At 58.0% G+C, this 22,327-nt stretch carries 25 protein-coding genes; 17 read left to right on the top strand and 8 right to left on the bottom strand.

The window, feature by feature from the left end; genetic code table 11:
• Positions 1-28 precede the first annotated feature (28 nt).
• Positions 29-928 carry an NAD(P)H-hydrate dehydratase gene (locus WMO20_RS02930; RefSeq protein ID WP_349185780.1) on the top strand — a complete coding sequence of 300 codons (900 nt, stop codon included), beginning with the start codon at positions 29-31 and terminating at the stop codon, positions 926-928.
• Positions 929-1,208: 280 nt separating this feature from the next.
• On the opposite strand, the gene WMO20_RS02925 is transcribed toward WMO20_RS02930, so the two are convergent.
• The 4 genes from WMO20_RS02925 to WMO20_RS02910 all read right to left on the bottom strand — a co-directional run bounded on the left by WMO20_RS02925 (position 1,209) and on the right by WMO20_RS02910 (position 6,010).
• A complete protein-coding gene (locus tag WMO20_RS02925) occupies positions 1,209-1,943 on the bottom strand; it encodes a nitroreductase family protein (RefSeq protein ID WP_113992885.1) in 735 nt (244 codons plus the stop codon).
• Positions 1,944-1,964: 21 nt separating this feature from the next.
• Positions 1,965-2,972, bottom strand: a complete 1,008-nt coding sequence (gene tsaD, locus WMO20_RS02920) for a tRNA (adenosine(37)-N6)-threonylcarbamoyltransferase complex transferase subunit TsaD (RefSeq protein ID WP_349185779.1) — start codon at positions 2,970-2,972, stop codon at positions 1,965-1,967.
• Between the two features lies 1 nt (position 2,973).
• Positions 2,974-5,547 (bottom strand): DNA polymerase I, encoded by a 2,574-nt coding sequence (polA, locus tag WMO20_RS02915; RefSeq protein ID WP_349185778.1) that lies wholly within the window; start codon positions 5,545-5,547, stop codon positions 2,974-2,976.
• 274 nt (positions 5,548-5,821) lie between these two features.
• Positions 5,822-6,010 carry a ferredoxin gene (locus tag WMO20_RS02910; RefSeq protein ID WP_349185777.1) on the bottom strand — a complete coding sequence of 63 codons (189 nt, stop codon included), beginning with the start codon at positions 6,008-6,010 and terminating at the stop codon, positions 5,822-5,824.
• A 112-nt stretch (positions 6,011-6,122) separates the two neighbouring features.
• Here WMO20_RS02910 and WMO20_RS02905 point away from each other — a divergent pair, with 112 nt between their 5' ends.
• Both WMO20_RS02905 and WMO20_RS02900 read left to right on the top strand, forming a co-directional pair.
• On the top strand, positions 6,123-6,464 hold the full coding sequence (locus WMO20_RS02905) for an arsenate reductase family protein (RefSeq protein WP_005925148.1): 342 nt from the start codon (positions 6,123-6,125) through the stop codon (positions 6,462-6,464).
• 102 nt (positions 6,465-6,566) lie between these two features.
• Positions 6,567-7,475: an Ice-structuring protein gene (locus WMO20_RS02900; protein ID WP_349185776.1), complete on the top strand. Its 909-nt coding sequence runs from the start codon at positions 6,567-6,569 to the stop codon at positions 7,473-7,475.
• Positions 7,476-7,747: 272 nt separating this feature from the next.
• On the opposite strand, the gene WMO20_RS02895 is transcribed toward WMO20_RS02900, so the two are convergent.
• On the bottom strand, positions 7,748-8,749 hold the full coding sequence (locus WMO20_RS02895; protein WP_349185775.1) for a glycosyltransferase family 2 protein: 1,002 nt from the start codon (positions 8,747-8,749) through the stop codon (positions 7,748-7,750).
• 102 nt (positions 8,750-8,851) lie between these two features.
• Positions 8,852-9,784 (bottom strand): AraC family transcriptional regulator, encoded by a 933-nt coding sequence (locus WMO20_RS02890; RefSeq protein WP_308562460.1) that lies wholly within the window; start codon positions 9,782-9,784, stop codon positions 8,852-8,854.
• A 269-nt stretch (positions 9,785-10,053) separates the two neighbouring features.
• On the opposite strand from WMO20_RS02890, the gene WMO20_RS02885 reads away from it, so the two are divergent.
• The 14 genes from WMO20_RS02885 (at position 10,054) to WMO20_RS02820 (ending at position 20,698) form a co-directional block, all read left to right on the top strand.
• Positions 10,054-10,308 (top strand): hypothetical protein, encoded by a 255-nt coding sequence (locus tag WMO20_RS02885; protein WP_097782422.1) that lies wholly within the window; start codon positions 10,054-10,056, stop codon positions 10,306-10,308.
• Positions 10,309-10,469: 161 nt separating this feature from the next.
• Complete coding sequence (locus WMO20_RS02880; RefSeq protein WP_055186069.1) at positions 10,470-11,108, top strand: hypothetical protein; 639 nt, start codon at positions 10,470-10,472, stop codon at positions 11,106-11,108.
• A gap of 414 nt (positions 11,109-11,522) precedes the next feature.
• Positions 11,523-11,678 (top strand): hypothetical protein, encoded by a 156-nt coding sequence (locus WMO20_RS02875; RefSeq protein WP_179860605.1) that lies wholly within the window; start codon positions 11,523-11,525, stop codon positions 11,676-11,678.
• Between the two features lie 109 nt (positions 11,679-11,787).
• Positions 11,788-12,558, top strand: coding sequence for a TraX family protein (locus tag WMO20_RS02870; protein WP_349185774.1), 771 nt, complete (start codon positions 11,788-11,790; stop codon positions 12,556-12,558).
• Positions 12,559-12,691: 133 nt separating this feature from the next.
• Positions 12,692-13,549, top strand: a complete 858-nt coding sequence (locus WMO20_RS02865; protein WP_316544774.1) for a YitT family protein — start codon at positions 12,692-12,694, stop codon at positions 13,547-13,549.
• Between the two features lie 95 nt (positions 13,550-13,644).
• Positions 13,645-14,424, top strand: a complete 780-nt coding sequence (locus WMO20_RS02860) for an HAD hydrolase family protein (RefSeq protein WP_349185773.1) — start codon at positions 13,645-13,647, stop codon at positions 14,422-14,424.
• Between the two features lie 13 nt (positions 14,425-14,437).
• The gene (locus WMO20_RS02855) at positions 14,438-14,815 is read left to right on the top strand and encodes an MmcQ/YjbR family DNA-binding protein (protein ID WP_112090215.1); all 378 of its coding nucleotides are present in this window, start codon (positions 14,438-14,440) and stop codon (positions 14,813-14,815) included.
• A gap of 91 nt (positions 14,816-14,906) precedes the next feature.
• Complete coding sequence (locus WMO20_RS02850; RefSeq protein ID WP_316540901.1) at positions 14,907-15,254, top strand: DUF6054 family protein; 348 nt, start codon at positions 14,907-14,909, stop codon at positions 15,252-15,254.
• 1 nt (position 15,255) lies between these two features.
• Positions 15,256-15,621: a DUF2500 domain-containing protein gene (locus tag WMO20_RS02845; RefSeq protein WP_349185772.1), complete on the top strand. Its 366-nt coding sequence runs from the start codon at positions 15,256-15,258 to the stop codon at positions 15,619-15,621.
• A gap of 5 nt (positions 15,622-15,626) precedes the next feature.
• Positions 15,627-15,917, top strand: a complete 291-nt coding sequence (locus tag WMO20_RS02840) for a hypothetical protein (RefSeq protein ID WP_349185771.1) — start codon at positions 15,627-15,629, stop codon at positions 15,915-15,917.
• Between the two features lie 238 nt (positions 15,918-16,155).
• Positions 16,156-16,620 (top strand): Hsp20/alpha crystallin family protein, encoded by a 465-nt coding sequence (locus WMO20_RS02835; RefSeq protein ID WP_112090219.1) that lies wholly within the window; start codon positions 16,156-16,158, stop codon positions 16,618-16,620.
• Positions 16,621-16,887: 267 nt separating this feature from the next.
• Positions 16,888-17,565: a GntR family transcriptional regulator gene (locus tag WMO20_RS02830; RefSeq protein ID WP_349185770.1), complete on the top strand. Its 678-nt coding sequence runs from the start codon at positions 16,888-16,890 to the stop codon at positions 17,563-17,565.
• Between the two features lie 205 nt (positions 17,566-17,770).
• The gene (locus WMO20_RS02825; protein WP_349185769.1) at positions 17,771-19,213 is read left to right on the top strand and encodes an APC family permease; all 1,443 of its coding nucleotides are present in this window, start codon (positions 17,771-17,773) and stop codon (positions 19,211-19,213) included.
• A gap of 168 nt (positions 19,214-19,381) precedes the next feature.
• Positions 19,382-20,698, top strand: a complete 1,317-nt coding sequence (locus tag WMO20_RS02820) for a M18 family aminopeptidase (protein ID WP_316544782.1) — start codon at positions 19,382-19,384, stop codon at positions 20,696-20,698.
• Positions 20,699-20,757: 59 nt separating this feature from the next.
• Here WMO20_RS02820 and WMO20_RS02815 read toward each other — a convergent pair whose 3' ends face one another.
• Both WMO20_RS02815 and WMO20_RS02810 read right to left on the bottom strand, forming a co-directional pair.
• Positions 20,758-20,886: a hypothetical protein gene (locus WMO20_RS02815; RefSeq protein WP_015538181.1), complete on the bottom strand. Its 129-nt coding sequence runs from the start codon at positions 20,884-20,886 to the stop codon at positions 20,758-20,760.
• Between the two features lie 13 nt (positions 20,887-20,899).
• Positions 20,900-22,030 carry a sodium ion-translocating decarboxylase subunit beta gene (locus WMO20_RS02810; RefSeq protein WP_112090222.1) on the bottom strand — a complete coding sequence of 377 codons (1,131 nt, stop codon included), beginning with the start codon at positions 22,028-22,030 and terminating at the stop codon, positions 20,900-20,902.
• Positions 22,031-22,327: the final 297 nt, after the last annotated feature.

Genomic DNA, 22,327 nt, shown 5'->3' with positions numbered 1-22,327 from the left:
TTTAAAATCGTTCTCTGGAGGTGCACCCATGGCTGTGGAAATTACCGAAGAATTTGTCTGGCAGAGCATCCCGCCCCGTGCCCGGGACAGCCATAAGGGTACCTTTGGCAGCGTGCTGGCGGTGGCGGGTAGCGCCTTTTACCGTGGCGCTGCGCTGCTGGCAGCCGAGGGTGCACTGCGCACCGGGGCGGGTATCGTTACCCTTGCCAGTGTGGAACCGGTGGTCAGTGCCGCCGTTACCCGCCTACCGGAGTGCTGTCTGTGTCCCTGTAAGGAGGGCGCACAGGGCGGCATTGCGCCGGAAAATGTGCCGCTGCTCCGGCGGCAGAAGGCTACCGTGCTGTTGCTGGGGCCCGGCCTTGGCAGCACAGCGCAAAGCGCTGCCCGGGCTACCGAGACCCGCACGCTGGTGCAGCAGCTTCTGCCCGGCTTTGCCGGGGCTGCGGTGCTGGACGCAGACGGCCTGAACGCCGCCGCCCAGCTGCTGGCCGAGGGCAAGCCCTTCCCCCACCCAGCGGGAGAACTGGTAGTCACCCCGCACCCCGGCGAGATGGCGCGGCTGACCGGGTTTTTGGCGGCAGAACTTGCCGCCGACCGGGAAGGCATTGCCCTGCGGTATGCCAAAGAATGGAACGCCGTGGTGGTGCTGAAAGGGGCACACACCGTGGTGGCAAGCCCGGACGGGCGGGTGTGCGTGAACCCCACCGGCAACCCGGGGCTTGCCCGGGGCGGCAGCGGGGATGTGCTGGCGGGGATGCTGGCGGCGCTGCTGGCCTGCGGTCTGCCCGCTTACGAAGCCGCTGCCTGTGCGGTATACCTGCACGGTGCCGCCGCCGACCGCGCCGCTGCAAAGCGCGGCGAGTACGGGATGCTGCCCCACGATATCCTGCCGGAGCTGGGCGCACTGTTTGCGGAAAACCAGAGATAAACGAGAAGCGGCAGCTGCACAAAACACCGTGCAGCTGCCGCTTTTTGGGGTGAAACGATTTGGAATGCCCTCCGCTTGCGCTCTGGGCATATTCAGCGGAATGATTATTATAATTTGTGGTTCAGAAACGTCTGCGGACGTTTCTGAACCACTTTTTCACGATAGGGGTCGTGATGGGAAACGGCAGTTACAGCGCTCGTTTCCTGCGGAAACGGTTGCGCTGTAATAGAACCATGCAGATTCAACCCGGTGAAAATGGAATGCAGAATGTCCGCCGGATTTAGCGGAACTGGCTGAGATATTCCTCCACCGAGCGGGTCATCTCCTTGGAAAAATCGGAGTTATACTTGCGGTTGCAAAAGGCGGTGCACCACTGCTCAAAGGGCGCGTTGCCGGCCTTGTAGCCAAAGGCGTCCCGCAGCTCCGCGCCGTCCATGGTGCGGTAGCCGTTTTCGTGCACGATGTGCTCCATGGCGCAGCGCTGGGGCTTTACGCGGTCTTTCTGCTGCTGGGTGGGCCAGCCGAACACCAGCATCACCGCCGGGAACACATAATCCGGCAGGTGCAGCAGGCTGCGCTGGGTTTCGCAGTTTTCCATGATATCCCCGATGTAGCACGAGCCGATGCCAAAGCTTTCGGCGGCGACTACGGCGTTCTGGGCGGCAATGGCGGCGTCCGTGACTGCCAGCATCAGATCACCCACACCCGGGGTGCGGGGCGTGCAGCCAACTTCTAAGTAGGCGTCGTACCACTTTTTGCAGTCGGCGCAGAACACCAGCACCAGCGGTGCTTTGGCAATAAAGGGCTGATGGTCGCAGCTTTCAGCCAGCGCTTCTTTCAGCGCCGGGTCGGTGATGTCTAAAATGGTGTACAGCTGCTGACAGCCTGCAGAGGGTGCCTGTGCGGCAGCTTCTAAAATGGCCTGCTTCATCTCGGCAGAAATGGGCTTTTCTTCATACACCCGCACCGACTTGCGGTCGAACAGGCTTTGCAGGATAGGGTTGCGCTCGGTCATGGGAACACCTCCGTGTTGTGTTTATTCATAGTCGATGGGCAGGGTGGGCAGGCCGTTCAGTTCCAGCCCGGCGGTGTGCCCGGCAATGTACTGGTAGTAGCCCTGTGCCGCGATCATCGCGCCGTTGTCGCCGCAGAACTTCAGTTCCGGCAGGTAGACCTTTGCACCCAGCTTCTGGGCACCGTCATTCACCAGCTGACGCAGACGGCCGTTGGCGGCTACGCCGCCGGCAAGACACACCTGCTTTGCCCCGGTATCGGCAGCGGCAAGCAGCAGTTTTTCGGCCAGAATGCCCGCAATGCGCTCCTGAAAGCTGGCAGCAAGGTCGGGTACGTTCACTTCCTCGCCCTTCATCTGCGCCTTGTTCACCTCGTTGAGTACGGCGGTCTTTAAACCGGAAAAGCTCACGTTATATTTGCCCTCCACATGGGGCACCGGCAGACGGTAGGCCTTGGTGTCGCCGGTCTTGGCGGCAGCGGCTACGCTGGGGCCGCCGGGGTAGGGCAGACCCAGCGTGCGGGCTACCTTGTCAAAGGCTTCGCCCGCAGCATCGTCTACGGTATGACCCAGAATGTGGTAGTGGGTGTAGTCCTGCACCTCCACGATGTGGCTGTGCCCGCCGGAGGCCACCAGACACAAAAAGGGCGGCTTGAGCTCCGGGTGGGTCAGGTAGAGCGCAGCGATGTGTCCCCGCAGATGGTGCACCGGCACCAGCGGCTTGCCCGCCGAGTAGGCCAGCCCTTTGGCAAAATTTACGCCCACCAGCACCGCGCCGATAAGCCCCGGCGCAAAGGTGACGGCCACGGCGTCCACATCGTCTATGGTCTTGCCGGCGTCCAGCAGGGCTTTTTTGACCGTAGCACTGATAAATTCGCAGTGGCGGCGGCTGGCGATCTCCGGCACAACACCGCCGTACAGCGCCTGCTCCTTGACGCTGGTGGAGATGACGTTGCTCAGCAGATGCCGCCCGTCCTCCACCAGTGCAGCGGCAGTTTCGTCACAGGTAGACTCAATTCCGAGAATGATCATTTTAGTGTGCCTCCAGCCAGTTTTTGCCTGCGTGCACATCGGTGCTCAGGGGCACCGCGTACTGCACGCAGCCTTCCATTTCCTCCCGCAGGATGCGGGCGGCCTGCTCGGCCTCCGCCTCCGGGGCCTCCACGATCAGTTCATCGTGGACGGTCAGGATCAGGCGGCTTGCCATCTTTTCGTCCCGCAGGCGCTTCCACACCCGCACCATGGCCAGCTTGATCACGTCCGCAGCGGTGCCCTGAATGGGGGTGTTGCGTGCCATGCGCTCGCCGCTGGCGCGCACATTGAAGTTGGTGCTGGCCAACTCCGGCAGGGTGCGGCGGCGGCCGAACAGGGTGGACACATAGCCGTTTGCCTTGGCATCCGCGATGGTCTTGTCCATATAGCCGCTCACGCTGGGGAAGGCCGCCAGATAGTTCTTGAGGAAGGCATCGGCTTCCTTCACAGTCACGCCGATATCCTTGGAAAGGCTGTACGCGCCCTTGCCGTACATGATACCGAAGTTGATGGCCTTGGCAGAGGAGCGCAGCCGGGGCGTCACCTCGCTCTGCGGGATGCCGTAGATCTTGGCGGCGGTGCTGCGGTGGATGTCCTCACCGTTCAAAAAGGCCTGCTGCATATGCGCGTCCCCGGTGATATGCGCCAGAATGCGCAGTTCGATCTGGCTGTAATCCGCGTCCACCAGCACGCAGCCCGGCTTTGCAACAAAGTAGGCGCGCAGCTGGCTGCCCAGCTCGGTGCGGATGGGGATATTCTGCAGGTTGGGGTTATCGGAGGAAAGCCGTCCGGTGCGGGCTTCGGTCTGGTTGAAGGTGGAGTGGATGCGCCCGTCCTCGCCAATGACCTTGAGCAGACCCTCCACATAGGTGGAGTTCAGCTTCTGGTAGGCGCGGTACTGCAAAACGTCCTCCACCAGCGGGTACTCGCGCAGGCTTTCCAGCGTTTCGGCGTCGGTGGACCAGCCGCGCTGGGTCTTTTTTCCGTGGGGCAGACCCATGGTGTCGAACAGCATCTCGCCCAGCTGCTTGGGGCTGTTGGGGTTGAAGGTGGCGCTGCCGGTCTCCATGTGGATGCGGTTCAGCACCTGCTCCAGCTCCTCCCGCAGCTTTACACCGAACTGCTCGATGCCGTCCTTATCCACCAGCACGCCGGTGCGGGTCATGTCGGCCAGCACCTGTGCCAGCGGGAACTCGATCTCGTTGTACAGCGCATCCTCGCCGCAGGCGGTGATCTCGGCCTTCATCCGGGCAAACAGGTCGGCCAGCCGCCCGGCGTTCGGGTAATCGGTGCAGGTAAAGGCGGCAGCAGCCTTGTAGGCGGGGATCAGCTCGCTGATCTGGTACTTGGAGGCAGACGCATCCAGCAGATAGGCGGCCAGCTTGCCGTCCCAGACGATGCTGCTGCCCCAGCCGCCGGCAGCCATGGCTTTGGCGTAGAGGGGCGCGGAGTTGAACACATCCAGCGTCACATCGGCGTTGTCCAGCAGCCGCAGCAGGTCGGCGTCCTCCAGCGGATAGACGGTGGTGTCCTGCACGGCATACCAGCTTTCCGGCTGTAATACCACGTTGCGGGTGCCCTGCTTGCCGGTAACGGCGGGGCGGGCAGCCACCAGATAATGTCCGGTGGGGGTCAGGGGCAGGGGAGCAAGTTCGGCTTCCGGCAGCTCTACGGCCTGCTCCTCGGCGGCGGCTTCCGGCGCTACGCCGTCCAGCCCGAACCGGGGGATCAGGGAGTGAATCTCCAATTCCCGCAAAAGCCGCACGGCGGCGGGTTTGTTGCCCTCGCCCACGGTGTAGGACCCCTCGGCGGTGTCGATGGGGGCGTCGGTGCGGATAGTGCCCAGTGTGTGGCTCAGCTCGGCCATGGACTTGTCCTCTAACAAGTGCTCCCGCTGCTTGGGCTTGATGCGCTTGTCGTTAATGTTCTGGTACACGCCCTCCAGCGAGCCGAAAGTCTGCACCAGCGAGAGGGCGGTCTTTTCGCCGATGCCCTTCACGCCGGGGATGTTATCCGAGGTGTCGCCCATCAGGCTCTTCACCTCAATAAGCTGTTTGGGCGCAAGGCCGTATTTTTCCTGAATGGCATCCTCGTCCATCACCACGGTCTTGCTGCGCCCCATCACGGTGGCGGCCAGCAGCACGGTGGTGCTCTCGCTCACCAGCTGCAGGCTGTCCCGGTCTCCGGTGGCAAGGAAACAGTCATCCTTCCGGGCGGCGCAGGCAGCAGCCAGTGTGCCCAGAATATCGTCCGCTTCCCAGCCCTCGGCGGTAACGGTGCGGTAGCCAAGGTCTGCCAGCAGCTGCTTGAGCACCGGCATCTGCTGCGCCAGTTCCTCGGGCATGGCGTGGCGTGTGGCCTTGTAGCCATCGTACATTTTATGCCGGAAGGTGGGAGCTTTCAGGTCAAAAGCCACGGCCACCTCGTCCGGCTGGCACTCCTTGAGCAGGGAGAGCAGAATGTTCAAAAAGCCATAGATGGCGTTGGTGTAACGTCCGTCCTTGGTGGTCAGCAGCTTGATGCCGTAAAAAGCGCGGTTGGCAATGCTGTTGCCGTCAATGACCAGTAAACGCATAATGCAGTTCCTCCGTTGCGTAATTTCACATCTTATAGTATAGCACAAAACCGTACCGCGCGGGAGCTTTTTGCGCAAAAAAGAGAAGTGGCTGCTTTTTGTGATGCCGTCTCTCGTAAAAATGCGATCGTCACGGCTTGTAAGCCGTGACGATCGTATCATTTATAATGTTCTTCCGCTGCCTATGCCCAGAGCAGCGCGGAGGGCATTTTAAATCGTCCCGCTGCAAAAAAGCTGCCGCACAAGCTGTGCAGCAGCCTTGCCGATGCCGGGTTTATTCCTCAATGCGGATGGCGCTTACCGGGCAGCTCTGGACTGCAGTGACGGCCTGCGGCACCTCCTCCGGCGGGATGGGGCCGGGCTCTGCCACAGCCAGAACTCCCTCCATGCGGAACACGGCGGGGCACAGCCCGGCACACTGGGTACAGCCGATGCACAGCTCAGGGTCTACGAATGCGTTCATGCAAACACCTCCTTTGCGGAAAGCATTGCCCGTTTTGCCGCAAATTATGCCTATGCAAGCGGTTTACGGTGTGGTACAATAAGACCGCCGGGAACCGGCAGGAGGAGATAAGATGAATATCCAGATCTTTGGCACGAGCAAGTGCTTTGATACCAAAAAGGCGCAGCGCTATTTCAAGGAGCGCGGCATCAAGTTCCAGATGATCGACCTGAAGGAAAAAGGCATGAGCCGGGGCGAGTTTGATAACGTGGCGCGCGCCTTGGGCGGCTGGGAAGCGCTGGTAAATCCGGCAGCAAAGGACAAGCAGACCCTTGCGCTGCTGGATGCGCTGGTGGACTGGCAGAAGGAGGACAAGCTGTTTGAAAACCAGCAGCTGTTCAAGACCCCCATCGTGCGCAACGGACGCAAGGCCACCGTGGGCTACCAGCCCGAGATATGGAAGGACTGGGAATAAAAAGCCTGCTTTCACAAAAAAACCACCGGTATAGGTTTTGCACTCTGCGGCCGGATGTGGTATACTGTTGGGTAGACAAAAAACTTTGGGAGACTCAGACCAATGAAAAATACGATCACCCCGGAAGAACACGCCCGGATCAAGCGCCGCCGCTGGCGGCAGACCTTGGGTCTGCTGATCACGGTGCTGGTGCTCATCGGGTTTATCACGGTGCTGCGGGCCGGTGTGGGCCTTGTGGCAAACCTCTTTGACGATACCGCACAAAAACAGGAATACGAGGACAAGCTGGAGGGTCTGGTATTGTTCGACCCCATGCCCTTTGACGGCATTGAGAACATCGACGACCTGACCCTGCGGGAAGCAGCCGTATGGGGCTGTGTGTACAGCATTCAGGAGACACAGGGCGGTTTTGACAACTATAACACCGACCCCGAGACCGAGCAGCTGCTGCTGCCTTCGGTGGAGGTGGACGCCTATCTGGCAAAGCTGCTGGGCCCCGGCTTTAAGCTGACCCACCGCAGCTTTGACATGGAGGATATGACCGTCGAATTTGACGAGACCACCCAGTGCTACAAGATCCCCATCACCGGTACGGTGGGCTACTACCGCGCCACCGTGGTCAAGCTGTTCAAGCGCAGCGGCAAGCTGCACGTCACCGTGGGCTATATCCCCACCGCCAGCGCGGACGACAGCATTATCAACCCCTCCTCGGACACCCCCACCAAGTATATGGATTACCTGTTCGAGCGCCAGAGCGGCAGCTGGTATCTGACCGGCCTGACCGAGAGCGAGACCAAGCCCGAAAGCGCCGCAAGCTCCGCTGCTGCGCAGCCGGAGCCTATGGCGGAAAGCGATGTGCAGGACGCCATTCTGGCCACTGCCGGAGATTCCGCTGCGGCAGATTCGGCTGCTGCCTCGGCTGTCCAGCCGGAAGTGCAGGCAGAAGCGGGTGCAGATAGCGCCGTGGCAGAAGCCCCCGCCGCTGAGGATGCCGCCAGCACCGCAGCGTAAAATGTAAATGGAAACACCCGACTGTAAGTTTGCTCTCACAGTCGGGTGTTTTTGGTATAATAGAAATCGTTGTAAAGAGTAACGGGCTCGCCCTCTCAGTCAAAGCCTAGCAGCTTTGACAGCTCCCCCAAAGTGGGAGCCCTTGGCAGTCCACGCAAAGTTCATCTCTTTGCCAAGGCCTCTCCCTTTGGGAGAGGTGGCACGGCGTAAGCCGTGACGGAGAGGGCGAGGTTGCTGACCGCGTATGAGAAGGTGCTTTATAGTAGTTGGTGTTACTTCAAATCAAATCTGACTACCACCAGCCGATACCACAGGTAGGGAACCATGTTCCATATCATCCACAGTTCCATCAGGATATAATTGGGCAGGTCTTTCAGGCGGAAGGGGCGCTTGCCCAGCTTGCCTGCTTTGAGCAGGGCAAAGGCCTCGTGCATTCCCTTGTCCCAAGCCTCGCCAAAGCCCTGCTTGTGGAACTTGTAGCACTTGAGCAGATAGCCCAGCGCCAGCGGGATAAAGTTGAGCACCAGCATCAGCAGCGGTTCGTTTTTGAGCGGCAGCAGAATGCTGTTGCGGCCGCTCTGCTGGCTTTTAAAGGCGTTGTATTTGACAGCGCCGGTGCTGGCGCCGCAGATATGGTAGCACTTGGCGGCGGGGCAGAGCACGTTTTTGTAGCCGGCATTGTTGGCGCGCCAGCTCAGGTCTACGTCCTCAAAATAGGCAAAAAAGTGCTCGTCAAAGCCACCGATCTCGTCCAGAATGCTTTTGCGGTACAGCGCTGCGCCGCCGCAGGCCGAGAAGATACGCTTTTGCTTGGTGTAGCGGCTGACGCGGCGGCCATCGCCGGTCTTGCAGGCAAAGCCCATCCATGTTACATAGTCCCCGGCATCATCGGCCAGTTCCCGCTCAAAGTGCCGGATCATCAGGCTTTGCACCGCAAAAATTTTGGGGTCGGCATCGGCGGTGCGCAAAAGCTCGGCCAGCCACTGCGGCTCGGCAAAGGCGTCGTTGTTGAACAACACCACATATTTGCTCTGCGCCCGGGCAATGCCCTGATTGACGGCGTAGGAAAAACCGGTGTTGCGTCCGTTTTCGATCAGGGTAAAGTTGGGACGGGTGCAGTAGCTGCGCGCCTGCGCAAGACTTTCGTCGGTAGAACCGTTGTCCACCACGATCAGGTCAAAATCCTGCTCAGTCTGGGCGTAGATGGACTCGATGGAGTCCTTCAGCCAGCCCTTGCCGTTGATATTGGGGATGACGATGGTTGCTTTGCTCATAAGTTTTTCTCCTGCGGATGTACAGATCCAAGGGGTATTATAGCATAACCCCCCGTAAAAAGAAACGGGCAAATGCTGCGCACGGGGAAGCTTGCCCTTTGCTCAGCAGAAGCGGATGCGGTACTCCCGGGGGGTGCAGTGCTTGATCTCCCGGAAGGTCTTGATAAAGTAGCTTGCGTCCGAAAAACCGCATTCCAGCCCCACCTCGCCGGTCTTGAGCCGGGTGGAGCGCAGCAGCTCGGCGGCTTTTTCCACCCGGAACTGCTTGACGTACTGGATGGGTGTGATGCCCAGAAACTGCCGGAAACTGCGCAGACAGGCACTTTCGCTCAGGGCTACGCATCCGGCCAGCTTTTCCACGGTCAGTTCCTCGGCGTAGTGCTCCTCTACATAGCGCAGCATCTGCTTCATCCGCTCCGAGGCAATCTGTTCCTGCTCCGATACCTTCACCTTGCCGCTGACGCATTGGGTAATGAGCAGCCGCAGGGCGGCGGTAAGGTGGTACCGCACCCGGTTCTCGTAGTCAAAGGGCTCGTCTGCCACGCCCTTCCACGCCTCCCGCAGGCAGAGCAGCACCTGCCGCTGCCATGGCACGGCCTCGTCCAGCAAAAAGAAGGGCGGCGTGCCCGGCTGCAAAAGCGGGCGGATGAGTTTTTGCCAGAACACGGTGTCCATGCCGCCGACAAGCCTGGGCTGAAATACACCGGAGTGCAGCAGCGCCCTGCCCTCAGCAGGCTCTACCGCGTGCAGCGCCCCGGAGTTGATAAACACGCCCTGCCCGGTCTGCAGGGTCAGCCGGGTCTTGTTCACATCCACATGAATGGGTCCCAGCGCCGCCAGAATAAACTCAAATTCCTCGTGCCAGTGCCACGCCACCGAGTAGCAGGAAAGATCTTCGGCGTAGCAGGCAATGGGGAACAGCGGGCTGCCGTGCTGGGTCTGCTCCCGCCCGGCGGCATCGGCCACCACGGCAGTAGCACTGGAAAGCCCCACCCGGCCGCTGGTATAAGAGACACAGCTTGTCTGATATGCCATATTCACCAATTCCTTTCCGCAATACTTTGAATGTTTTTTATCAATGCCGATTTTGTTGCATATACTATGCGGTTTTGTTCTATGATTCAAGATTGTTTTGTGGTATTATCCTATCAGAGCTTCCAAGCTCAGTATAGCACCAAGGCAGCGGGAACGCAAGCTGTGCAAGCATTCCCATGCCGGGCAAAACCGCTATCCTCCCGCCGTCTGACGGAGTTACAGCCGGACGGCAAGTGTAATATAAACCATTTTATCAAGGAGGTATTCCTATGCTTCGTATCGAGTATTTTGATAAGGAACGTTTCATGCGCCAGCTTTCTGCCAGCCACGGCAGCGTGCTGCTGCATCTGGACAACGGCAAGACCTGCGACCTGAAGCAGGACGCTACCGCACGCTCCATGCTGCAGATGATGGACACTGCCCCCAAAAAGGGCTTTGACCTCACCGTGACCGACCCCGCCGACGTGACCGGCTTCCTGCGCTATATGCTGGAGGCAGGCCGAACCGAGCGCGTGGCCGGCTGAGTAATGCCAATCTCTTATCCCAATAAGTGTCACAGCTAATGCAAAGCGCCCGCTCCGGTCAAAGCCGGGGCGGGCGCTTTGCCTGTTTTACCGGAAAGCTTGCGCAGGCGGGCGGTCTGTGGTAAGCTGAAAGCAGAAAAAATAAGATGGAGGGAACGACTATGAACCTGAAGGAAGCATTCCGCTACCAGAACAAGCTCCAGTCTCTGCTGGACGAGGCGCAGGGCATTCTGGATTGCGATGCCAACGTGACCAAGGTGGCCAACACCTATCTGCGCCATAAGGTGATGCCCGAGGCTGAGGACGAGACCGTTATGGACGTGGCACAGACCGAATATGCGGAGCAGATCACCGACATTGCCCGGTTCATGCTCTATCTGCTGGAGGAAAAAAGCCGCCTGTTTGCCGCAATCCGCAAGGCAAAGGATGCACTGGACATGGATATGGACAGCGAGGTCAGCCTGAATGCCGCGCGCCAGAGCATCGCCCGCACCTTCAAGCGGATGAACGACCTGCGTAGCTCCGAGCAGCTGCTCTCCGGCGGGGGCACCGGCTACCGCTTCAACGCCGAGGGCAACCAGATCTCCTACTGCTGCGATGTGAAGCGGGTGACCACCATCAACTACGACCGCAAGGTCATCCATGCCGCGCTGAGCAAGCTGAACCGGCAGGCAGACGAGACCTCCAACCGGCTGGACCTCTGCCTTGTGACCTCCAAGGTGGACTACACTGTCCCCTTTGATGTGAACGCCAGCTTTGCCGAAGCCTTTGAGACCTATCTGGAAAACGCCAAAAACTAAATGAGCACTCTACCGGCTATTTTGGGTGCGGCAAGCGCCGGGTGCACGGCTGCCGGTTCAGGTGCAGATGAACTATAAGGCTGCACATTTCCGCAAGGAAGCTTCGGTACGGCTCACCTTACGAGCCAGCATAATATGAAAAAATCTTGCGTTCGGCTTTTCCGCCACCGCCAGACGCTTTTTCGCCGAAACCGTCCCTTGCTTTTTCCCGCATTCCTGCTACCGTGCTTACGTCTCCATGGGCAGGCAGACAAGCCACCCTTCATGATTTTGCCCCCGCAGATTTTGCGGGCGCACACCTTCTGCGTGCCGGGCGGGCGCTTTGCGCCCCTGTGCACACAAAAAATGGCAGCCGTCCCTGCGCTTGCCGTATCCAAAATAGCCGGTGGAAAACCAAAACCGGAGGTATGAGCTATGAAAAGGTATAAGCTGTTTTATCTCATCGGGCTGCTGTTTTTTCTTGCTGCGGCGCTGAACTTTGTTACCGGAGGGGATCACGCTACGGCAGTGGTATGGCGCTGCCTTGGCGCTACCTTTTTGCTGCTAGGGTGTTCGCAGCAGAAAAAATAAAGCAGCAAGCCAGCCCCGGCGGAAAAAGCTGCCGGGGCTGCAATTCTTTGCGGGGCTCGTTCGTATTCCAGACAGAACGACCAAATTTCGACAAAAACGAGGTATGATCATGTCAACCAAAACGATCTATTCCACTGCCGCGACCCGCTTTGACCTGAGCGCTGCGGCACTTCATATCCTTGCCATGGCGCTGATGCTGATGGACCACCTGTGGGCGACCCTGCTGCCTGCGCAGGAATGGCTGACCTGCGCGGGGCGGGTGGCCTTTCCCATCTTTGCCTTTATGGCGGTGGAGGGCTACTTCCACACCCACGACCTGAAAAAATACACCTTGCGTCTGCTGCTGTTTGCCCTGCTTTCAGAGATCCCCTTCGACCTGATGTACGGTGGCACATGGTTCTACCCGGTGCACCAGAACGTCATCTGGACGTTGCTTTTGGGCATTCTGGGCGTCCATTTGATGGAAACCGTGCGCAAAAAGCAGAAAACATGGATGTACCTGCTGGTATCCGCCCTTGTGGTGGCGGCAGGCGCAGTGCTGGGCACGCTGGGCATGGTGGACTACTACGGTGCCGGTGTGCTGACCGTGTTCATCTTTTACTTCTTCCATGGGCGCAAGTGGTGGTGCCTGCTGGGGCAGCTGGCGGCGCTGTACTGGGTCAACGTGGAACTGCTGGGCGGGCTTATGTACCCCATCCAGCTCTTCGGCATGGACTTTGAGCTTTGCCAGCAGGGGCTGGCGCTGCTGGCACTGGTGCCTATCTGGCTGTACCGCGGGCGGCAGGGCTACCACAGCAAGCCGTTCCAGTATGCCTGCTACGCCTTTTACCCTGTGCATATGCTGCTGTTGGTTCTGGTGCTGAACTTCGTGAACCGATAAGATATTAGGAAACGGGTCAGAAACACCCACAGGTGTTTCTGACCCGTTTTTTAGTCTTTTGCCGGGGGTGCTTTCCTATAAACGCAAAGCATGGTATACTGAAGGCGGAAAACAAAAGCTTGGAGGAGCAACAATGACAAACAAGAAGCTGAACTACCCCGCAATTGCCAAGGAGACGGCCATCCTGACCGGAGCTATCGCTATCATTGCGGCGGCGGTCTATTTTTTTCTGGCGCCCAGCCATACATCTGTCAGCAGTATTTCCGGCCTTGGCATCGTACTTTCTAATTTTGTGCCGCTGCCGCTTTCGGCCATTACCATGGTGCTGAATACCGTGCTGCTCATCATCGGCTTTTTCACCTGCGGCAGGGAGTTTGGCGCAAAAACCGTGTATACCAGCGTGATGCTGCCGGTATTTCTGGGGCTTTTTGAGCGGCTGTTCCCGGATTTTGGCTCCATGACAGGCAGTCAGGAACTGGATGTGCTGTGTTATATTCTGGTGGTCAGCGTGGGTCTGAGCATCCTGTTCAACCGCAACGCATCCTCAGGCGGGCTGGATATCGTGGCAAAGATCATGAATAAGTATCTGCACATGGAACTGGGCAAGGCCATGTCCCTTTCGGGAATGTGCGTGGCGCTTTCTGCCGCCCTTGTCTACGATAAAAAGACCGTTGTGCTGAGCATTCTTGGTACTTACTTCAACGGCATCGTGCTGGATCATTTCATCTTCGACAACAGCATCAAGCGCCGGGTGTGCATCATTACCGAGAAGGAAGAGGCGCTGCGGCAGTTCATCATCAACGACCTGCACAGCGGTGCCACCATGTACGAGGCTATCGGTGCATACAACTTTGAAAAGCACAACGAGATCATTACCATCGTGGACAAAAACGAGTATCAGAAGCTGATGAACTTCATCAACCGCGAGGACCCCAAGGCCTTTGTCACGATTTACAATGTATCCAGTATGCACTATCAGCCCAAGCGCTGAGCGGCACAGGGAAAGGATGCAAAAGCCGCGACCGGGGCTTTTCCGCAGCGGAAAACCGTGGTAAAATAAGAAAAAACGGAAAGGGAACGACAGCCATGGACATCAGACTGGTTTGCAGCGACATTGACGGTACGCTGCTGCAATACGGTAAAAAGGAACTGGAGGGCGAGATATTCGACCAGATCCGGGCGCTGCATCAGCGGGGGATATGGTTCTGCCCGGCCTCCGGGCGGCAGTATACCAGCCTGCGCAAGCTCTTTGCACCGGTGGCGGACTGCTGCGTGTTTATCTGTGAAAACGGCGGCACTATTTTTCAGGAAGAACAGTGCATCGCTAAAAACCCTATGCCCCGGGCGCTGGCAGAGGAAATTGCCAACGATATGTGGACGCGCAGCGAGGGGCGGGGCGAGGTGATGCTCTCCGGCCAGAACACTGCCTACCTGATGGAGCGCGGCCTTGGGATGCTGCAGCGGGTGCAGTTTGTGGGCAACCACTACCAGATCATCCACAGCCCCGCCGAGGTGCCGGAGGACATCACCAAGGTGTCGGTGTACCTGCATGAGGGCGTGGAGAACTATGTGGAGCGCTTTGTGCCCCGCTGGAAACAGGCTAACTGCGCCGTGGCGGGCCCGTATTGGATCGATACCACCTTTGCCAACAAGGGCATTGGGGTGCAGTGCGTGTGCCGCACCCTTGGCATCGACCCTGCACAGGTGATGGCCTTTGGCGATAACTACAACGACGAGACTATGCTGGACGTGGTGGGCGTGCCTTACATCATGGACAACGCCGCCGCCCCGCTGCGGGCAAAATACAAAAACCACACCCCCCGCCCGGAGGATGTGCTGGCGCAGCTGCTGGCACAGCAGCCGTAAAGGGGGAGAACCCATGGACCGCAAAGGCTTGGAACAGCTCATTTTTGATACTTACAGCGTTGAGCCAGACTATCCGTGGATGGACACCCCGGAGTCGGCGGTGTTCCGTCATGCGGCAAACCGTAAGTGGTTTGCGCTGGTCACCACCGTGCCCAGAAGCAAACTGGGTCTGCCCGGACAGCAGCCGGTGGATATCGTGAACCTAAAGTGTGACCCCATCCTCATCGGTTCTCTGCGGGCAGAGCCGGGCTTTTACCCTGCCTACCACATGAACAAGGAAAACTGGATCACCGCCGCGCTGGACGGCAGCGCCCCGGAGGATAAGCTCCGTCTGGTGTTGGACATGAGCTACAACGCCACCGCACCCAAGCTGCGAAAAAAGAAAGCTTGACCGCAGCAAAATAAGGGCGGGCGCTGCAATTGCTGCCCGCTCTCATTCGTATTCAGAGTAAAGGGACTGCATTTTGCAAAAGGAGGAAGCTATGGCTATTTTTGAAAAGACCATCCGCAACCAGAACTTCGATACCCTGCTCCGCAAGCTGGAACACGCCATCCCGGACAGCAGCTGGTCGGCAGAGCTGGAAGCCGGCAGCGATTTCAAGGAGGGCAGCGCCCGGTGCAGCGTGCGGGTGTTTGAGCGGTACAGCATGGTGGGCGGCAACCGCCTTAGCCTGACGCTGACCCTGTTCCAGAACGGGGACGAGCCCATCCGGCTGTCGGCCATTGCGGCGGGCGGCAGTCAGGCGGTGTTCTTTAAGGTGAACACCCTCGGCGAAGATGCCTTTCTGGAGGACGTAAAGCAGCTGCTGGAAGAAATTTTGGAGGGGTAAAATGTTTTATAGTGGGTTTGACGCGCTTTTCAGCATCCTGTTCCCGCTGGTGTTTCTGGTGGTGCTGGGCATGATCCTGTTTACCGTGGTGAGCAATCTGCGCACATGGAGCAAAAATAATGCGTCCCCGCGCCTTACCGTTCCGGCTACTGTGGTGGCCAAGCGGATGAACGTTTCCCGCCATCATACGGACAATACGATGGCGCATACGTTCACGACCTATTATGTGACCTTTCAGGTGGAAAGCGGTGACCGCATGGAACTTGAAGTAGATGGTTCGGACTACGGAATGCTTGTAGAAGGCGACACCGGAAAGCTGAGCTTTCAGGGCACGCGGTATCTGGGGTTTGAACGGAAAGACGGGTGACCGATATGCAGCAAAAGCATTCAAGTGTGCCGGAAATCGTGGGCAGAAGCCTGTTTTATACGTTGACGAACTATCTGCTTATCAGCATGGAGCTGTCCTTCCGTGCGCAGTGGCTCTCGGTCTTGTTCTCGGCGGCGCTTGTATGGTGCAACATGGAGTATTGGAACGCCGTTTACAGGCTGACCGGCAAAAAGCTTGCCGCATGGGTCTTGTGGGGCGTCTGCATTGCTGCAAGCACAGGTGTTGCGTGTTTTGCGGGGTATATCCAAGGAACGCTTGTTCTACTTGCGGTATGATAAACGCGCTGCTGCGCAGTATTTTTGATAAAATCGCAGAAGCTGTGACAAAAGTATTATTCTTTTATGAATTTTAGCACTCTACACTTGACAGTGCTAAAAAATCGTGTTATAACAGTGGCGTGCTCAGGAGGAAGGGCAAAAGGAGAGCCGCAAGGCTCCCCGGAAAGCCCTTTGCAAAGAGCTTCAAAATGTAATTTTATACCCGACCCGAACGCCGGGATTGGAGGTATGTTTTATGTTTATGCCGACTGTTTTTCATGAGAACCTGTTCGATGATCTCTTTGATCCGTTCTGGAACGAGGGTGCACTGGAGCGTGTGATGAACCGCGAAGCCCGCGACACCTTTGGTAAGCGCGGCGCAAACATGATGAAGACCGATGTCAAGCAGACGGACAACGGCTACGAAGTAGACGTCGACCTGCCGGGCTGCAAGAAGGAGGACGTTCAGATGGATCTGAACGACGGCTACCTGACCATTCAGGCAGTGCGCAGCCACTCTAACGATGAAAAGGACAACAAGGGCCGTTATGTGCGGCGCGAGACCTTCTCCGGCAGCTGCGCCCGCAGCTTCTATGTGGGCGAAGTGAAGAAGGAGGATATCCACGCAAAGTTCGAGGATGGTGTCCTGCACATCCAGCTGCCCGCTCCTCAGCAGACGAAGGCTCTGCCTGAGAACCCGAACCTGATCGAGATCGAGTAAATGCCGGCCGTGTGCGCCAAGGCATAACGTACATAGGATGCCCCCGGAGAGCAGCAACAAGCCCTCCGGGGGCATTTTTTGTGTACAGGCTTTCGATGACGGAGAGGGGAGAAAGTACCTGTTTTTGCCAGAAAACTTTATTTTTCCACCGTTTCGTGGTATCCTTATAAGGCGCACGCAATACAGGCCTGCGGCTGCACTGGCAGCGGCTGCGGACTGCGTGCGGCAAAAAAGAACGTATAAAAGTAAAAAAGGGGGATAAAAGTCATGGGCGAATTTGCCTTTCAGACTTTACGGGAAAGTATCACCTCTGCCATCAGGAGCAAGATCCTTACCGGGGAGCTGCAGCCGGGCACAAAGCTGGCTGAGCAGCGGCTTGCCGAGGAGTTCGGCTCCAGCCGGGCACCCATCCGGGAAGCGCTGCGGCAGTTGGAACAGGAGGGCATGGTCGAGTATTCGCGCAATGTGGGGTGCTCTGTGCGCCGGGTGAAACCGGAGGACGCCTACGAGATCTATCTGCTGCGGGCAAATCTGGAAATGACGGCGCTGCGCTATTTTGACTGCAAATTCCAGGAGGAGGATCTGCGCACCCTGCGCGGGATACTGGAGGAGATGCGCAATGTCCGACCGGGGGATCTTTCGCAGATCGTGGAGAATGACAACCGCTTCCATGCGGTCATCGTGCAGCGGGCAGGGCTGCCCAGACTGCTGAAATTCTGGGACGACCTGAACTACGGCAACCTGCTCGTTGGGGCGAGCAGCGGCTCTAACCACGAGACGCTGGCGCAGCGGCAGAACGGCATCCACACCAAGCTGTACGAGGCGCTGGCAAGTGGCGACACCGAGGCTGCCTGCCGCGCCGTCTACGCCCACTACATGGAGCCTATGGAGCGGATGCGCAGCGCGAACAGCGCTGGACAGGCAGCAGACGGCACGGCAAAATAAGGGGAATTTGGCTGAACGTCTAAATTTTGACCAATCATTTTATGGAAATTGCAGATTGTCTACAATCTGCAATTATGCTATACTGTCAAAGTGACTGGTCGAGAGTTGCTGTATTTTTGGTAAAAATTGCAAAATGTATGCGGAACCTCGGCCTTCTTACAGGAACTTCCGCCCTGTGTGGAGAAGAAAGAGAGGAATTATCCGTATGTCTAACAAAGAAAAAGCCACAAAGATCTCGTGGCTTACCCTTGCCTTCATGGCCTTTTCTACGGTCTGGGGCTTCGGCAACATTACCAACGGCTTTGTGTACTTTAACGGTCCGCAGGTCATCTTCAGCTGGATCTTCATGTTTGCCCTTTACTTTATCCCCTATGCGCTGATGGTGGGCGAGCTGGGCTCAGCTTTTAAAAACGAGGGCGGCGGTGTCAGTTCATGGCTGCACCAGACCACCAACGCCAAGCTGGCTTACTACGCCGGCTGGACCTACTGGGCGTGCCACATCACCTACATCGCCAGCAAGGGCAGCGGCTTTTTGAAGGCGCTGAGCTGGGCGGTTTTCCGCAACGCGGAGACCTACGATTCCTTCCCCACCCGCTACATCCAGCTGGCTACCTTCTGCATCCTGCTGCTGGGCTGCTACATTGCAAGTCTGGGTCTGAACCCCCTGAAAAAGTTGCTGACTGCCGCAGGCACCTGCACCTTCGTCATGTCCCTGCTGTACATCGTGATGATGTTCGCTGCCCCGGCCATCAACCCCACGGCAGAGTACGTCCACGCCAACCTGAGCTTCAGCAGCCTGATCCCCAACTTTAACGTCACCTACTTCACGTCCCTGTCCATTCTGGTGTTCGCCGTGGGCGGCTGCGAAAAGATCTCTCCCTACGTCAATAAGGTCGAAAACCCCAGCAAGGGCTTCCCCCGCGGCATGATCACGCTGGCCGTCATGGTGGTCGCCTGCGCCATTCTGGGCACGCTGGCCATGAGCCGTATGTTCGACCCCGCCATCATCAACGCCAGCGCCGAAAGCTTCAACGCCTATGTCGCCAACAGTTCCTACTGGGCTTTCCAGAAGCTGGGTCAGTACTACCATGTGGGCGATCTGTTCATGATCATCTACGCGCTGTGCAACGTCATCAGCCAACTCGCCGTGCTGATCTTGAGCATCGACGCACCGCTGCGTATGCTGCTGGATAACGAGCACACCAAGCAGTTCATCCCGCAGGCTCTGCACAAGGTCAACGCCCACGGCGTGCACAGCAACGGCATCAAGATGGTGGCTGTGCTGTCCGGCTCCATCATTCTGGCACAGTCCTTCGTGCCCGGTGCTGCCGCCGTTCTGCGCCAGCTGACCAAGCTGAACTCTGTGTGTATGCCCATGCGCTACCTGTGGGTGTTTGCCGCCTACATCGCCCTGCGCAACGCCTACGATACCATCCCTGCCGAGTACCGCTTTGTCAAAAATCAGGCCGTGGCCAAGTTCTTCGGCGGCTGGTGCTTTGCCGTTACCGCCGTGTGTTGCGTGCTGGGTATGTATGATAAGGACCCCTTCACCTTTGCACTGAACGTCATCACCCCCGTGGTGCTGACCGTGCTGGGATTCATTCTGCCCGCCCTTGCAAAGCGCGAGCAGACCGCTGCCAAAACGTAACCTGAATATGCTTATAGCAATTCAACTTTTTAATGCAACGGCAACAGCGTTGAATTGCATATCGCAAATATGCTGTTTGAATGTTGCACTAATTTCTTGACTTGCGATAAAAAGGGCCGGTCAGCACTGACCGGCTCTTTTCAGATACACCCAAGGAGGTTTATTTTTATGATCGCATCCGAAGTCCGTGAAATGCTGTCCTTCATCGACGGCAACCCCACCGCATACCACACCACCGCCGCTGTGCGGGATATCCTGCTGAAGGCAGGCTTTGCCGAGCTGCTGGAAAGCCGCAAGTGGGCGCTGGAACCCGGCAAGGACTATTTTGTCTGCCGCAACGGTTCCAGCATCATCGCTTTCCGCATGGGCGACCAGCTGGAAAATTACAGCTTCAACGTTGCCGCCGCCCATACGGATTCTCCCTGCTTCCGCATCAAGGAGAACGCCGAGATCCACATGGGGCAGAACTACACCAAGCTGAACACCGAGGGCTACGGCGGCATGATCTGCGCCACATGGATGGATCGTCCGCTGTCTGTGGCGGGCCGTGTATTGGTGCAGGAGAACGGCGCTATCGTATCCCGTCTGGTGGCGCTGGACCGCGACCTGCTGATGATCCCCAGCGTGGCCATCCACATGAACCGCGAGGTCAACGATAAGGCTTCCTTCAACAAGCAGGTGGATATGCTGCCCGTGCTGGGCGGTGCCTGCGAGGAGGGCGCGCTGAAAAAGCTGATCGCAGAGGAGCTGAAGGTGTCCGAGGAGCAGATCCTTGGCAGCGACCTGTTCCTCTATGTGCGGGAAAAGGCCACCGTCTGGGGCTGCAACGAGGAGTTCATCTCCTGCGGCCGTCTGGACGACCAGCAGTGTGTCTACGGCATCCTGAAAGGTCTGCTGACTGCCAAGAACGCCCGCTCCATCGGTGTGGCAGCCTTCTTTGATAACGAGGAAGTCGGCTCCGGCACCAAGCAGGGCGCAGCTTCCACCTTCCTGTACGATGTGCTGCACCGCATTGCCCAGAGCCTTGGCGGCAGCGACGAGGACTTCCACCGTGCGGTGGCTTCCAGCTTTATGGTCAGCGCCGACAACGCCCACGCCGTGCACCCCAACCACCCGGAGCACACCGATGTGAACAACTGCACCTACATGAACAAGGGTGTGGTCATCAAGACCCACGCCGGCCAGAAGTACACCAGCGACGGCATGAGCGTTGCAGCCGCCCGGGAGCTGGCTGCCCGCGCCGGTGTGCCGCTGCAATACTTTGCAAACCGTTCCGATAAGGTAGGCGGCAGCACGCTGGGCAATCTGGCCATGGCACAGGTGTCCATGAATTGTGTGGACATCGGCCTGCCCCAGCTGGCGATGCACTCCTGCTACGAGACCGCCGGTGCAGAGGACACCCTCTCGCTCATCAAGCTGATGCAGGAGCTGTACGGCAGTCACTTTGAAGAGACTGCTTTCGGCACTCTTTCCATCAGCAAGTAAATTGATATAAAAAGGACTGCCGTGCAGCGCACGGCAGTCCTTTTTGCATTTATGACCCTTTATTTGCGGCGGGTGAGACAGTTCAGCGCCATCACGACCAGCACAAGAAAACCGATGACCAGCAGGATACCGGTCATGCCGATGAGCATCATGGGCAGGGTGGTCATCCAGGAAGAAAGATGAAGCATAAAGGCACCTCCGTTAAGCCATCAGGGAAAGGATCAGTCCGCCGGCAAGGACGGATGCAATCTGTCCGGAAACGTTGACGCTGATGGAGTACATCAGCAGGAAATTCTGGCTGTCCTCGGCCAGACCCATCTTGTTGACCACACGCCCGCTCATGGGGAAGGCCGAGATGCCTGCTGCGCCGATCATGGGGTTCAGCTTTTTGCCCTCGGGCAGGAACAGGTTCAGCAGCTTGGCGAACAGCACGCCGCCAGCGGTATCAAAGATAAAGGCCACAAGACCCAGCGCCATGATGAGCAAAGTGTCCGGCCGGACGAACTTGTCGGCGGTCATCTGCCCGGCAACGGTCAGACCCAGCAGCAAGGTGATGAGGTTTGCCAGTACGTTCTGGGCGGTCTCGCTCAGGGAGTTCAGCACTCCGCATTCCCGCAGCAGGTTGCCAAACATCAAAAAGCCCACCAGCGCCACGCTGGCCGGGGCTACCAGACCGGCGACCACCGTGACCACAACAGGGAACAGGATCTTGGTCAGCTGGGTGACGTTGCCTTTTTCGTAGGGCATACGGATGCGGCGCTCCTTCTGGGTGGTCAGCAGACGGATGACCGGCGGCTGCACGATGGGCACCAGTGCCATGTAGCTGTAAGCTGCCACCATGATAGCGCCCAGATACTGGGATTTCAGGGTGTTTGCCACAAAAATGGCGGTGGGGCCGTCCGCTGCGCCGATGACCGCAATGGATGCGGCATCCTTCATATCAAAGAAGAACCCGGCCAGAAACAGGGTGAAAAAGATGCCAAACTGTGCCGCTGCGCCAAACAGCATGAGCCACGGCTTTTCCAGCAGCGGGCCAAAATCGATCATGGCACCGATGCCGATGAACAGCAGCAGCGGGAACAGCTCGTTGGACATCCCTGCTTCAAACAGGGCAGAGATAGGGCCAACGGTGTCTCCCTGCGTGATGGCACCGGATGCGGGAAGGTTGACCAGAATGGCGCCGAACCCCATGGGCAGCAGCAGACTGGGCTCCATCTTTTTGACGATGGCAAGGTAGATGAGCAGGGCGCCGATGCCCCACATGACCACCATCTGCCATGTCAGCGCCCCGAAGTTTGAAAAGAGCGCGGCGAATGTGTTCCAGAAATTCATATTGTTTTTCTGCCTCCTTTTGTTCTGATGCTGCGGCAAGAAAAAAGAGACCCTTGCCACAGCGTAAGATCTGTGACAAAAGTCTCAAGCGAACACATGACATCGGGCATTGCTGCCGTGATGACGCTGCCATGCAGCGGCCTGCCGAAAAAAAGCCTTGACCGGCGGGCTGCCCTTTACTCCCCTTTATCATTTTTATTGATACCAGAAACTGCCGCTTCTGTCAAGGGGGAAAATGCGGTTTTGCGCAAAAATCCAATAGACGGATGCCGTTTCCCTCTACGCCCATCCCGTGAA

Origin of the sequence: Faecalibacterium intestinale (genome assembly GCF_040096575.1) — a bacterium.
Lineage (GTDB): Bacteria > Bacillota > Clostridia > Oscillospirales > Ruminococcaceae > Faecalibacterium > Faecalibacterium intestinale.
Note: the sequence above shows the minus strand (reverse complement) of the source record. Positions and strands in the feature narration are given on the sequence as shown.